We start from the raw sequence: 13,148 nt of genomic DNA on the forward strand, positions 1-13,148 counted from the left end.
CTATTTTGAAGGATAATAAAGCTTATTGTCCCACATGCCTTCGTTGAAGTACTGGATGGTGGCTTTAAGCTTTTTTTCCAGCGCATGCCGGCGTGGTGAAGTCCCGGGCTGCTCCGCCGGGATCTCGTGCTCGGTCGCGCGGTCAGCCATGGCAAACATTTGCGGGGGGCCCTGCCCGGGCGTCCAGCGCAGGAAATAGTCTTTTGCAAACAGCAGATAGCGGCCGTCGATGAAGTTCACGGCCGTCTTGTCACCCGGGACGAAAATGGAACTTCCCAGGTAGTTCTGATCCTTGTCTGAAATTCCCAGGAAATCCAACACCGTCGGCAGAATATCGATCTGCTGCACGACCATCTTCGTGTCCACTTGCGGGAACTTAAAGCCCGGGTGATACAGGAACAGTGGAATGCGATAGCTCCCCTGTTCGTTTTCAAATTCGGGACGGTAGTGCATGGAGGCGTGGTCCGCTGTCACAATGAACAGCGTGTTTTTGAACCACGGTTTTTTCTCGGCCTCGGTAAAGAATTTTTCCAGGGCAAAATCGGTGTATTCAACCGTTTTCAGGATCTCAATCGGGCCTTCCTTGAAGCGCTCCTTATACTGTGGCGGAATCTTGTACGGCTGATGCGAGCTCAGCGTGAACACCGAAGTCATAAACGGCTGCGGCAGCTGATCGACCTGGGTCAGCATCCATTGCAGAAACGGTTCATCCCAAATGCCCCAGACACCGTCATCATCGGCAACATTGCCGTATTCGCGCGCACCGAAATACTTTTCCACCCCGGCACTTTGCATGAAGGAATCAAAGTACATGGTTCCATTGTGCCCGCCATGGAAAAAGCTGGTGGAATATTTGGCTGGTGCCAGCAGTGTGCCCAGGCCCAGGAAATAGTTCGAGGTAAAATGCGAGGAAATGAACGGCTCGTTCATCAACGCCGGGATGCCACCCATGATCGCCCCGACCCCTTCGATAGAGCGGCGGCCATTGGCATAGGCGTTTTCAAAGCTGAGTGATTTGGCTTTTAAAGAATCCAAAAACGGAGTGTAGGACTTTCCGTTCACCGGTCCGATGTATTCTTCACCGAAGCTTTCCAGAATGATGATCACCACATTCTGGGGGGCTTTCGGGCGGCGGCCTTCCATCAGGGAACCACGCAAAGAACCATTCAGCAAAGACAGCATTTCGTGTTTGTCGTCGAAATACTTGTCTTTGCTAAGGCCCTTGGCGCCGTAGCTTTTGATAAAAGTGAAAGTGGAATTCAGCACCAGATTGTTCAACAGCGGCGCGGTAAAGACATTGGCATTCACAAAGCTGACGGGTTTGGCCTGAAGCCCGCCACGGATACCGATCACAGAAATTGCCAGCGCCACGAAGCAAAGGAAGCCATGGGCCAGCCACAGCTTGGCTTTTTCTTTTCCGCCGTTCGCACTCCACTGCAGTTTTTCAAAACCTGACAGCGTCACTTTGCGCACCAGAAGAACAAACAACAGCACAATCAATGAGTTCACCAAAAACAGCAGCCAGTAGCTGCTGACGAAGTTCCAGACTTTGCCGGGGATCTCATTGACCACAAACAAGCTGTCAAAAGTGAAACGACGACCCACAAAATTGATGAACTCAGTATCCCCCAAGTTCAGAATCAAAAACGGCACCTGCAATAAACTGAAAATCACCCAGGTCTTCGTGGCCCAAATCCCGTTCCAGGCCCGTGGCCACGGCACAAAAGCCAGCAAAATCAAAGGAGCACTCAAGGTCAGAATGGCTGCCACATCAAAGCGCAGACCCACAATAAAGGACCACAAAATGTCCTGAACGGGTTTGTTTTTGAATAAACTCCAATTCCAAATAAGGAACTCGGCCCTTGCGAAGAAATAGAAGAGCACAGTCAGCAATACCAGAGAGAATATCTTAATCAGGCGATAGGACGGTCCAAACATGAAGCCATAGTACACTGGCTTAGCGCGTCATTCAATCCTCCTACACCAAAGCTTCGGCTGGCAGGTCCGCCTTTTCGGCCTGCCAAGGCGAAGGCTGGACAGAGAAGGGCCCCTCTGCTAGTTTCCCCTTCTATGACAGCAGAACAAATGAAAGAACGTTTAGAGAAGCATTATCCTCAATCCACGATCGAAGTTTTCGATCTGACCGGAACTCAGGATCACTGGGAAGTGTTCGTGGAAAGCACTGTATTTGCCGGCATGACCCGCATTCAGCAGCACCAGAACGTCATGGCTTGCTTTGGTCCAGAATTGAAGACCGGAGAGGTTCATGCCCTTTCAATCAAGACTAAGATTAAATCATAAAAAGGACCGTAAAAATGGCAACGACTCACGAAAGAATTGATCAGATTGTTAAAGGTAACAAAATCGTATTGTTCATGAAAGGGACTCAACAGTTCCCTATGTGCGGATTCTCTGCTCGTGCATGCGCAATCCTTCAGGATATGGGCGTTCAGTTCCACGATGTGAACGTACTTGATGACGACGAAATCCGTCAGGGCATCAAAGAGTACGGCAACTGGCCGACAATTCCACAGCTTTACATCAACCACCAGTTGGTTGGCGGCAGCGACATCATGATGGAAATGTACCAGTCCGGCGAACTTCAGGAACTTCTGAAGTAGTATGAGATGCAATGTCGCCCTGTGGGACCGCATTCTAAGATTTCTGTTCGGCGTGGGTTTGACCGCTTACGCTGTGGCAGGCGGTCCTTTCTGGGCGTACATTGGGGTCTATGGTCTGATCACGGCCGCTTGGGGCTTGTGTCCCGTCTATGCTTTCTTTAGAATCAGAACTCTGAAAGATTATCACCGCCCGATCAACGAAGAATAGGATTGTAGCACATGTCCACCACAGCTCTCCGCGACCTTGAAAGCATCTTGAAGAAAGACCAAATCAAAACCGACGAAGAGAGTCTGAAATACTGGGGCCGGGACTGGACAACCTATTTCGACATCAAAGCCAGCGCCATTGTTTTCCCTCACTCCACCGCTGATGTGGTTGCGCTGGTCCAATGGGCCCGTCAAAACAAAATTGCTCTGATCCCTTCCGGAGGCCGCACAGGTCTTTCCGGCGCCGCAGTCGCCACCAACGGCGAAGTGGTCGTGTCTTTTGATCAAATGAACAAAATCAAAGAGTTCAATTCCGTGGATCAAACCGTGGTGATTGAACCGGGTGTCGTGACTGAAGCTTTGCAACAGTTTGCGCATTCCAAACAGCTTTTCTATCCGGTGGATTTTGCAGCCCGCGGATCTTCCCAGATGGGTGGCAACATCGCGACCAACGCCGGCGGCATCAAAGTCGTTCGTTACGGCCTGACTCGTGACTGGGTTGTCGGACTGACGGTGGTGACCGGCACCGGGGACGTCCTGGAGCTGAACAACGGCCTGGTGAAAAATGCCACCGGCTATGATCTGCGCCACCTGTTCATCGGCTCTGAAGGAACTTTGGGCTTTATCACCGAAGCGACCATCAAGCTTGCTGCCAATCCCCCGCCAATGAATGTTTTGGTGATGGGTGTGACCGGCCTGGATGCTGTGATGAAGATCTTTGCGGAATTCAAAACGAAAACTCCGCTGGTGGCGTTTGAGATGTTCTCGGACAAAGCTTTGCGCAAGGTTTTGGACAGCACGGGTTTGTCGGCTCCGCTGGCGACCGAGTGCCCGTTCTATGTTCTGGCGGAAGTTGAAACCCGCAATGAACAGGACCAGGAACATGCTTTGGGTGTGTTTGAAAAGTGCCTGGAAGAAGGCTGGGTTCTGGACGGCGTGATTTCCCAGTCCGAAGTTCAAGCCAAGACCTTCTGGAGATACCGCGAGGACATCTCTGAATCTTTGGCGAAATATTCCCCGTACAAAAACGACATCGCGGTGGCGATTTCCAAAGTGCCGCCATTCATGGAAGACCTGGACCAGGTCCTGTCCAAAGCTTATCCGAACTGGGAAGTGGTCTGGTTCGGCCACATTGGCGACGGGAATCTGCACATCAATATCCTGCGCCCCGAGGGCATGACCAAGGAAGAATTCGTCAAGGAATGCCGCAAGGTCGACGTGATGGTCTTTGATGCGGTTAAAAAGTACAAAGGATCCATCTCGGCTGAACACGGTGTGGGCCTGACCAAAAAGACCTTCCTGAATTACACTCGCTCGGAAGCTGAAATCCAGCTTATGCGCGGGATTAAGAAAGTCTTCGACCCGGACAACATCATCAATCCGGGCAAAGTTATCTAGACCCACCCTAGGACCTGCACCCATGGCTCTTTCCCGTCTGCACTGATAGACTGAAAGGGCTGTGCGTAAGTTTATACTTCTTCTATTTTTGTTGTGCGTTTCGTGTACCAAACCGTTAGGTGAGGAAGATCCGTTGAATCAACCTTCAACGGAAGCTCCGGGCGCATTCAATCTTGCGACCATTCAGCGTTTTGATTCACAGTTGCTAGTTTCCTGGAGCACCTCCAAGGGCGCCTCTTCTTACGAATTAAAATACGGAACTGCTGCTGGCACTTACACAAACTCCATCAAAGCCAGCAAATCCCCGGTCGTGATTGAAAGCGGACTTGTGCCGGGCACGACTTACTATTTCCGCGTCACGGCCAGCAATGACATCGGCACGGTGGATTCCACTTCTGAAAAAAGTTATCCGTACATGGGTGCGCCCGGCGCCTTTGAGTTGCAGACTGTGATTCCAGGAAACACCGAAGTGACGCTGACCTGGGACGCCAGCCCGGAAGCTTCGTCCTACACCGTGATGTACGGCACCAGCGCCGGCAACATCACCACCTCGGCCGGAACCTCGCTGACCACGGCAAAGACCATCACTGCCCTGACCAACGGCACGACCTACCACTTCTCGGTCACCGCGAAAAATGCCGCCGGCACAGCCACATCCACGAACACCCTGAGCGCCACACCCAGCCCTCCGCCGTCCGCCCCTCTGAACCTGACGGCGACGGCAGACTCCAGCAAATGCACCCTTACTTGGGGAGCACCGACAACTGGAACGGCTCCCTTCCTGTACACCGTCCGTCGCATCACCAGCCCCACCACTGACGTTGCAGTTTGTACCGACACACCCCTTCTGACTTGCGAAGAAACCATTGCTGCTGGCACTTACGAATACACAGTGGAGGCCACCAACACCTCTGGCACCGGGACCAAATCCAGCGCCGTGTCGTGTGCTGTGGGCCTGCCGGGATCTTTTCAGATGCTGACGGCTTCTCCGGGCAATGGAACCGTGGCACTGACCTGGGAAGCCAGCAATCTTGCCACTGCTTACACCGTTCGTTACGGCACCAGTGCCGGTGATATTTCCACTGTCGCTTCGGCGGCCGCCACTTCGCCGTACACGGTGACTGGCCTGACGAACATGGTTCCTTATCACTTCTCGGTGACGGCGACCAATGCGCAGGGATCAAAAATTTCCACCAACACACTCAGCGCCACTCCGAACATTCCTCCGACAGTGCCACTGACTCCGACGGTGACAGTTCCCGAGGTTGGCAAATGCACCTTGAACTGGATGCCCCCGGCCAGCGGTGCCCCACCCATCACCTACACCGTTCGCCGCATTGTGAATCCAAGTGTGAATGTTGTTATTTGTGAAAACATATCAACCAGAACCTGCTCGGAAGAAGGCCTCTCCGGCGGGACTTACAACTACACTATCGAAGCGATCAATTCAGTGGGCACGGGCCCTGCCACCAGCAACATCGCCTGCAGTCTTGCCGCGCCGGCGGCCGTTACACTTTCTTCGATTACAGGTGGCAGTATTGGCAACAAAAAGATCACACTCACCTGGACTGGCGGAAGTGGCTCAAACTCATTCACGGTTAAATATGGCACCACGAATCCACCCACAACTGTGGCTTCCACCTCTGCCACCTCACCGTACATTGTCGAAAACCTGACCAACGGCACCCTTTACTATTTCCGCGCTGAAGCCGTAAATGCCTATGGGACGACCGCCTCTGCAAGCCAGTCAGCCACTCCTGTCAGCACGCAGCCGAACATCACGATACAAGGCCCGGCATTGGCAGTAAACACAGCCTTTAATGCCGTTACTTTTGGTGACACCTACACCAGAAAATTCACCATTGCGGACCCGGATCCTGAAGATACCATTGACTGCAGTGGCACCTCTGCGACCAGCTCAAACACCGGAGTCATACCCAACGGAAATATCTCCATGGGTGGCTCAGGATTGAACTGCTCTGTTTCAATTGCATCCAGCCCCGGAATCTATGGACAATCCGGTATCCTGCTGAATGCCACTGACGGCCAAGCGACCCGCACTCTGAACATCAGCATGCAGGCCCTGCCGACTCCGAGCCGAATCTACTCCTGGAGAAAACGTGGCAACTATTCTGGCCCGGCACTGACGGTTCGTCGCATCTCCGACAATAACACCACTGACATCTATTTTGATTCGCATGGAATGGTCGACCCGTATTTAACAACCTTTGCTGGCACGACCGGGCGTTTGGTGACATGGTACGACCAGGGTTCTCAGGGAAAACACGCCTACCAGACCGATCCAAATCGCCAGCCCGTTGTCACCCTGTCCGGCGGAATCCTGCGCATCACAGCCGACGGTGTTGATGATTCCATGATTGTTCCTGATTTTCCGACGCCAACTGCGATGACGGTTTATACACATTTTACCTTTACCACCCAGGCGACTGCAGCTTCACTTTTGTCATTTGGAAAAAAAGAGGCCCTGGGGCTGGAAGGGTTTGAAATTGGTCGCACGGCCGGAGGTGCCTGGACAGTCACTTCGGCACTGAACTCCTCCACACTAGAAACCACCAACGGCCCTGCCTTGAGCACAAGCTCGCCTGGCCAGGCGATGATACTGAATACTGGTGGGTCGGCGAAAAGAAATCTGATCACTTCCACGGCAACAACAGCAACCCCAACGACCTCAACAGGAACTCTATCGGGTTACGAGCCTTCCACAAATACGGATGCCTATCTTTTCTCAGGCGGAACGTCGGGGACGAATTTGCCAATCAAAGGCTACATAAGAGAACTCCTGATTTTTGATCAGGAGCTTTCCACTTCAGAAGTCAAAGCACTGACGACTCAGAACTAGTAAACCACGCGTGTGCGGATGGAACGGGAAAGTTTCTCGATATCCGCCGCCAGTGTGTGCGCCTGACTTGAATGCAAGTCCATGACCAGATAACCGATCTTTTCATCCGTCGACAGATACTGACCTTCGATATTCGCACCGGCTTTGGAAATCAAGCCGTTGATTTCACCCAAGACACCCGGCTCATTGCGGTGCACGTTCAAAATACGGGATGTCCCTTGCTTCACGGGCAGATCCACATTCGGGAAATTCACCGCCCCCGGCGAAGAACCGATTTTCAGATAACGACGGAAGCTTTCCGCCACTTCAAGGCCGATGGCATACTGGGCTTCTTCCGTGCTGCCCGCGATGTGCGGAGTCAGAATCACGTTGGGAATTCCCTGCAATGGGGATTTGAATTTTTCTTTGTTCGATGCCGGCTCTTCCGGAAACACGTCGATCGCACAACCCGCCAGATGTTTTTCCTGAAGGGACTTCACCAGATCGTCAATCACCACCACGGTGCCACGGCTGGCGTTGATCAGGAAGCTGCCTTTTTTCATCATCGACAGTTCACGGGCGCCAATCATGTCTTTGGTTTCCGGAGTTTCAGGCACGTGCAATGTCACAAAGTCTGAACTGCGCAAAAGATCTTCCAGCGAGTTCTGTACCATGGCATTCCCCAGTGGAAGTTTCTTCAGCACATCATAGAACAGCACTTTCAAGCCCATGGATTCAGCCAGAATGCTGACCTGACTTCCGATGTGACCATAACCCACGATCCCCAATGTTTTGCCACGGACTTCTTTCGAACCCACGGCAGACTTCACCCACTCGCCCAAATGAGCTTGGGTGTTTCGGTCGCCCAGTTGACGGGACAATGAAATCATTTCCGCAATGACCAGTTCCGCCACGGAACGAGTGTTAGAATGAGGAGCATTGAACACCGGAATACCCCGCTCGCGCGCGGTCAGAAGGTCCACTTGATTTGTTCCAATACAGAAGCAGCCAATGGTGACCAGATGCTTGTTGGAATCCAGAACTTTTTTGGTGACTTCCGTTTTAGAACGGATCCCCAGCACATCATAGTTCGGAAGAATTTTCAGCAGTTCGTCCTCGGAAGGAGCATGTGTGATAAGATCGACTTTGTAGCCTTCTTCCTCCAGCCTTTCCTTCGCAACGGTGTGAATGTTTTCAACCAACAAGATTCTTTGAGCGCTCATAGGGCCTCCACTAGAAAATGGTAACTCTGTTCCCGTCCTTCGTCACTATTCACGGTGACGAGGCGTGCTAATGATGGCTAATTAAGGGCCGTGGGGTATGCTAAAGTCCTATGGCAACAACTCGAGTATTCTCTCTACTTATCGTCGATGATGATCCACTGATTCATCAGTCGTTGAAGCTGTCCCTGCCGAACCATTGGAAGGTTTTCTCAGCTCCCACTTTGGAAGCCATTCAGTACGAGCGTTTTTATCATGCGGCTTTCGTCGATATGCATTTGGAGCCGGGCTCTACCAAAGCCGTGGGCCCGACGGTGATCGAAAAACTGGTCAAGCACAACAATCAACTGGAAGTCGTCGCGATGTCCGGGGACCTGAGCCGTCCCCTGATGGAAAGCTGTCTGAAAGCCGGCGCCCAAAGATTTTTAGCCAAGCCCCTGATGCCGGAAGAAATTCTGCTGGTGCTGGAAAAAATCGAAGCCCTGTGGGATCTGCGCAGTGTGGACCCTGCTGCCAACCGCAAATCCACGCGTTGGGTGGGAACGTCCCAAGCTTCACAAAAAATCAAAAAACGCATCGCCGATCTGCGGGGTGAAACCAGCCCTGTTCTGATCGAGGGTGAAACCGGCTGCGGTAAGGAAGTTGTTTCCCGCCTGCTGCATGAACAAGAAGGCGAACGCCCGTTCATCGCGGTGAACGTCGCCAGCATCCCCGAAAATCTTTTTGAATCCGAAATGTTTGGTCATATCAAAGGCGCCTTCACGGGCGCGGACCAAAATAAAGTGGGTCTGACTGAAGCGGCCCACGGTGGTGATTTGTTCCTGGATGAAATCGAGGCTCTGCCTCTGACCCAGCAGGCAAAACTTTTGCGCTTCCTGGAAACCGGTGAAGTTCGCAAAGTCGGCGCGAAAGAAACAACACAGGTGAAAACCCGCGTGATCGTGGCCAGCAACAAACCGCTGGAAAAAATGGTCGCCGCCGGAGAATTCCGCGAAGACCTTTTGTACCGTCTGGCGTCCCAGCGCATTCAGCTGACTCCGCTGCGGGACCGCCTTGAAGACATCAACGAACTGGCCGCGCACTTCCTGGATGCGGAACGCCCGCGCCGTAACAAGTCTTTCACTGAAGACGGACTGGAAGCTTTGAAAAAGTACAACTGGCCCGGAAACGTGCGTGAGCTAAAACGCGTGTGCGAACAGCTAAGCCTGACTTCGCCACTGCCTTTTATTCGCGGCGAAGATGTGGCGGCCTGGCTGAAGCCGGCAGCGACTGCGCCCAGCGCCCCGTCTTACACAGTCATTGATTTCAACAAAGGTTTAAACAATCTGGTCGAGGAATTTGAAGCCCACGCCATCAAGACCTGCCTGAAACAGACCACGGACATTGAAGAGGCTGCGCGCGTCTTGCAAATATCGCGTTCCAGCCTTTACAAGAAAATCAAAGACTACAAAATTGAAGAGGAACCTTCGTAATGGATTTTTTTGCTCTGGATCTTCCCATCCGCATTGCCATGCCAACGGCCTGGGAAAACCACATTTACCGCCAGACAGTTCTGATCGTTCTGTCGATCATCTTTGCTTCGGGCCTGATCGTCTTTTTCTTCCGTCAGAAGAACTATTACTTCGTTCAATCCTGGGCCAGCATCAAATCCTGGCTGATTGCCGCGCCACTGATGTTCCTTGCCATGGGGATGCCGGAACCTTGGCCCTTGGTGGCCCTGACCGCTCTGGCCATTCTGGGGGCGAAGATCTTCTTCCAGATCATGGGGATGTTCCATCGCAGTTACTTCGTGATGATTTGTTACGCCGGCATTATCGGATTGGGTATCTGTGCATGGTATGACCGTCTGGATGTCTATAATGCCATGCCAATGGTGGTGCTGGGGCTTTCCTGCCTGGTGCCTTTGGTGAAAAACTCTTACAAGCGCATGATTCAGTATATATCCCTGACCTTGCTGGCATTTATTTTCTTGGGCTGGTCGTTCATGCACTTGGGTTTGATTATGAAAATGCCGAACGGCGTTTTCCAGGTGATGTACCTGGTGATCCTGACTGAGTTCTGCGACAACACCAACTTGGCCGTCAGCCGTTATATTGGCGGCTGGAAAATGTTCCCGGGCATCAACCCACGCCGTACCGTCGGCAGTACCATTGTGTCAGCCCTGCTGACGCTGTTCCTGGCGGGCTGTATGCGCTTCTTGTTGCCGGATGGCTCTGAGAAGTACTGGTTGGCTTCAGGTTTGGTTGCATCTATGGGTGGTTTCGTCGGGGATTACCTGATGACGGTGGTTCGTCGTGATGCCGGCATGAAAACCGTGGGGCCGTTCATCATCGGCCGTGGTGACTTCCTTCACCGCATGGACCGTCTGATCTTTGTTGCCCCGATTTATTATTACGTGATGACGGTAATTCTATGAAGGACTGGAACTACGAAAACGAACAGTGGACCAAGCTTCCCACTTATCTGAAGCATCTGCCGCTTTTCACCCGCCACATTGACCTGTTCAGTGTGTGCATGCGTTTTCTGTGGTCTGTGATCCTGAAGAACATCCTGTACAAGTTCTATATCCGCCTGGAAGTCCGCGGCACCCCGTTTGCGGAAATTTACAGAACCCAGCCGAAACTGATCATTATCAGCAACCACGCCAGTCACCTGGATGCGGTGTCCATCGCCGCCTCCATTCCAAGACGTTACTGGCTGAATCTGTACATCGCGGCGGCGAAGGATTATTTCTTCAGCAACCCGGTGTTCATGTTCTTTTCCCAGCACTGCCTGGGTGCGATTCCGATTGACCGCAAAGACCGTAAGGGTGAGGCGATCAATCTGATTCTGAAACTTCTGACAGAGCTGCCACGCATGTGGCTGATCATCTTCCCGGAAGGCACCCGCTCCAAAGACGGTAAGATTCAGGAATTTAAACGGGGCGTTTCTATTTTTTCGGAACGCACCCAAACACCATTGCTGTTCACCTATTTGGATGGCGTGATGGAACTTTGGCCCAAGGGTCAATCCATGCCCCGCCCGGGAAAACTGATCCTGCACGTAGGTCCGGTTCATCCCCCAGGTCCGATCCAAGAGGTGTATGCTGCTTATAAGAGCTGGGTTCTGACAATCAACCCAGATGCTTTCCCAGCCGTTCCCGTGGAGGAAAAACCCCATGAGCCAGACAACGATTCAAATTGAAAACAAGAAGCTGAAAATCGGGCCCTATGAAGTGTGCCCGATCCCCACAGGCCTTTTCGGCCTGGATGGTGGTGCGATGTTCGGCACAGTTCCCAAAGTCCTTTGGGAAAGAAGCAATCCCCCGGATGAAAAGAACCGCATTTCCATGGAAGCCCGCGGTTTGCTGCTGAAGTCCCCCGGTTGCAACATCCTGATCGACACCGGCAATGGTGGCGACTTTGTCGCCAAGTACGGCGAAAAAATGGGCAGCAAATTTGCGGACCTGTTCAATATTCATTCTGACGGACCTTCTTTGTTGAAGTCCTTGGATTTCCACGGCCTGAAGCCGGAAGACGTTCACCACGTCATTCTGACTCACCTGCATTTTGATCATGCGGGCGGCGCCACCACCGAGAAAAATGGCAAGCTTGTGCCGACATTCCCGAATGCAAAATACTGGGTGCAAAAAGGCAACCTTGAAACCGCCAGTCATCCCAACGTGCGCGAAAAAGCCAGCTACTATGCTGCGAATTTTCAGCCGTTGCTTGATGCGGGTGTTCTGAACATCATGGACGGCGCCAAAGACAACTTCCTGCCGGGTATTTCCGCGATCATCAGCAACGGCCACACCCAGGCGCAGCAGGTGGTGAAAGTCACCGACGGCGCAACGACCTTGCTTTACTGTGGCGACATGGTTCCCACCAGCACTCACGTGAAACTGCCGTGGGTGATGGGTTACGACCTGCACCCCCTGACACTGATCGAAGAAAAACAAAAGTATCTAGGTGAAGCGGCCGACCAATCATGGTATCTTTTCTTTGAGCACGATCCTTACTGCGATGCTGCTCAGATCGAAAGACAAGGAAACGACTTTGCCGTTAAAACGAGATTTTGGCTTTAAAAGACTGTGGAGCGTACTGAAGGACACCGTCCAGCAGATGCGCGATGGCGAGCTGCAACTGGTGGCCGCCTCCCTGTCTTTTTCAACCGCTCTGGCCCTGGTCCCTTTCATCGCCGTTGTTCTGGCGACCTTTCAGTCCATCGGGGGCCTTGAGGCCTTTTACCCTAAAGTCGAAGCTTTGTTGCTTTCCAATATGAAGGAAGCTGCCGGCAGCGGTTTCACGAAAATGATGAAAGTCGTTTTAAAGAATGTGAACGCCGGCAAACTTGGAACTGCGGGTGCCGTGTTCCTGTTCATCACATCCATCCGTCTGATCCATGACATGGAAGTCGGCATTCACCGCGTGTGGAACCAGCGTAACACCAGACCCTTTTACAAGCGCCTGATCTATCATTGGGGCCTTGTCCTGGCGATCCCCGTGTTCCTTGCGATCTATGTGGGCTTTACTTCCTTGGAGCAGTTTCAGTTCGTTCACCGCGTGATTCCAGCAACAGTTTCAAACTCTCTGGTGCTGGTTGGGACTCTGTTCCTGGTTTACAAAATGGTGCCGGATGTGCGCGTACGCGCCAAGGCGGCGTTCATCAGCTCATTGTTAGCCTCTGTGACCCTGTTCGGAGTTCACAAAGGCTACGTGCTTCTGGCTAAAAAGTTCTTTGCTTACAACAAGCTTTACGGCTCATTCGCGGCCCTGCCCCTGTTACTGCTATGGATTCTGACCTTGTGGTACGTGATTCTGGGCGGCGTCGCTTTGTGCGCCAGCCTGCAAAAGCGTCACGTGGCCTAAGGGAAATCCCCGCCCC

At 52.6% G+C, this 13,148-nt stretch carries 12 protein-coding genes; 10 read left to right on the plus strand and 2 right to left on the minus strand.

The genetic code is table 11. The annotated features are described in order from the left end of the window. The gene (locus tag BD_RS13200; RefSeq protein ID WP_041583763.1) at positions 1-1,938 is read right to left on the minus strand and encodes an LTA synthase family protein; all 1,938 of its coding nucleotides are present in this window, start codon (positions 1,936-1,938) and stop codon (positions 1-3) included. A 147-nt stretch (positions 1,939-2,085) separates the two neighbouring features. Here BD_RS13200 and BD_RS13205 point away from each other — a divergent pair, with 147 nt between their 5' ends. From BD_RS13205 to BD_RS13225, 5 genes are all read left to right on the plus strand, one after another. After that, positions 2,086-2,301, plus strand: coding sequence for a BolA/IbaG family iron-sulfur metabolism protein (locus tag BD_RS13205; protein WP_226987824.1), 216 nt, complete (start codon positions 2,086-2,088; stop codon positions 2,299-2,301). Between the two features lie 14 nt (positions 2,302-2,315). Further along, positions 2,316-2,621 carry a Grx4 family monothiol glutaredoxin gene (grxD, locus tag BD_RS13210; RefSeq protein ID WP_011165269.1) on the plus strand — a complete coding sequence of 102 codons (306 nt, stop codon included), beginning with the start codon at positions 2,316-2,318 and terminating at the stop codon, positions 2,619-2,621. 1 nt (position 2,622) lies between these two features. Then, positions 2,623-2,829, plus strand: a complete 207-nt coding sequence (locus tag BD_RS13215; RefSeq protein WP_011165270.1) for a YgaP family membrane protein — start codon at positions 2,623-2,625, stop codon at positions 2,827-2,829. An 11-nt stretch (positions 2,830-2,840) separates the two neighbouring features. Next, a complete protein-coding gene (locus BD_RS13220) occupies positions 2,841-4,226 on the plus strand; it encodes an FAD-binding oxidoreductase (protein WP_011165271.1) in 1,386 nt (461 codons plus the stop codon). 133 nt (positions 4,227-4,359) lie between these two features. Next, a complete protein-coding gene (locus tag BD_RS13225) occupies positions 4,360-7,086 on the plus strand; it encodes a fibronectin type III domain-containing protein (RefSeq protein WP_231839181.1) in 2,727 nt (908 codons plus the stop codon). Here BD_RS13225 and serA read toward each other — a convergent pair. Then, positions 7,083-8,288, minus strand: coding sequence for a phosphoglycerate dehydrogenase (gene serA / locus BD_RS13230; protein WP_011165273.1), 1,206 nt, complete (start codon positions 8,286-8,288; stop codon positions 7,083-7,085). The two genes, BD_RS13225 and serA, sit on opposite strands and share 4 nt — an antisense overlap. A gap of 110 nt (positions 8,289-8,398) precedes the next feature. On the opposite strand from serA, the gene BD_RS13235 reads away from it, so the two are divergent. Genes BD_RS13235 through BD_RS13255 form a run of 5 tightly spaced genes read left to right on the plus strand, consistent with a single transcriptional unit; the run spans position 8,399 to position 13,132 of the window. Next, positions 8,399-9,757, plus strand: coding sequence for a sigma-54-dependent transcriptional regulator (locus tag BD_RS13235; RefSeq protein ID WP_011165274.1), 1,359 nt, complete (start codon positions 8,399-8,401; stop codon positions 9,755-9,757). Continuing rightward, positions 9,757-10,701, plus strand: coding sequence for a phosphatidate cytidylyltransferase (locus BD_RS13240; RefSeq protein WP_011165275.1), 945 nt, complete (start codon positions 9,757-9,759; stop codon positions 10,699-10,701). Before BD_RS13235 ends, BD_RS13240 begins: the two co-directional genes overlap by 1 nt. After that, a complete protein-coding gene (locus tag BD_RS13245; RefSeq protein ID WP_011165276.1) occupies positions 10,698-11,468 on the plus strand; it encodes a lysophospholipid acyltransferase family protein in 771 nt (256 codons plus the stop codon). The genes BD_RS13240 and BD_RS13245 overlap by 4 nt, the downstream gene beginning before the upstream one ends. Beyond that, a complete protein-coding gene (locus tag BD_RS13250) occupies positions 11,443-12,348 on the plus strand; it encodes an MBL fold metallo-hydrolase (protein WP_050792926.1) in 906 nt (301 codons plus the stop codon). Before BD_RS13245 ends, BD_RS13250 begins: the two co-directional genes overlap by 26 nt. Beyond that, complete coding sequence (locus BD_RS13255) at positions 12,320-13,132, plus strand: YihY/virulence factor BrkB family protein (protein WP_226987826.1); 813 nt, start codon at positions 12,320-12,322, stop codon at positions 13,130-13,132. The genes BD_RS13250 and BD_RS13255 overlap by 29 nt, the downstream gene beginning before the upstream one ends. The last annotated feature ends 16 nt before the right edge of the window (positions 13,133-13,148 follow it).

Origin of the sequence: Bdellovibrio bacteriovorus HD100 (genome assembly GCF_000196175.1) — a bacterium.
Lineage (GTDB): Bacteria > Bdellovibrionota > Bdellovibrionia > Bdellovibrionales > Bdellovibrionaceae > Bdellovibrio > Bdellovibrio bacteriovorus.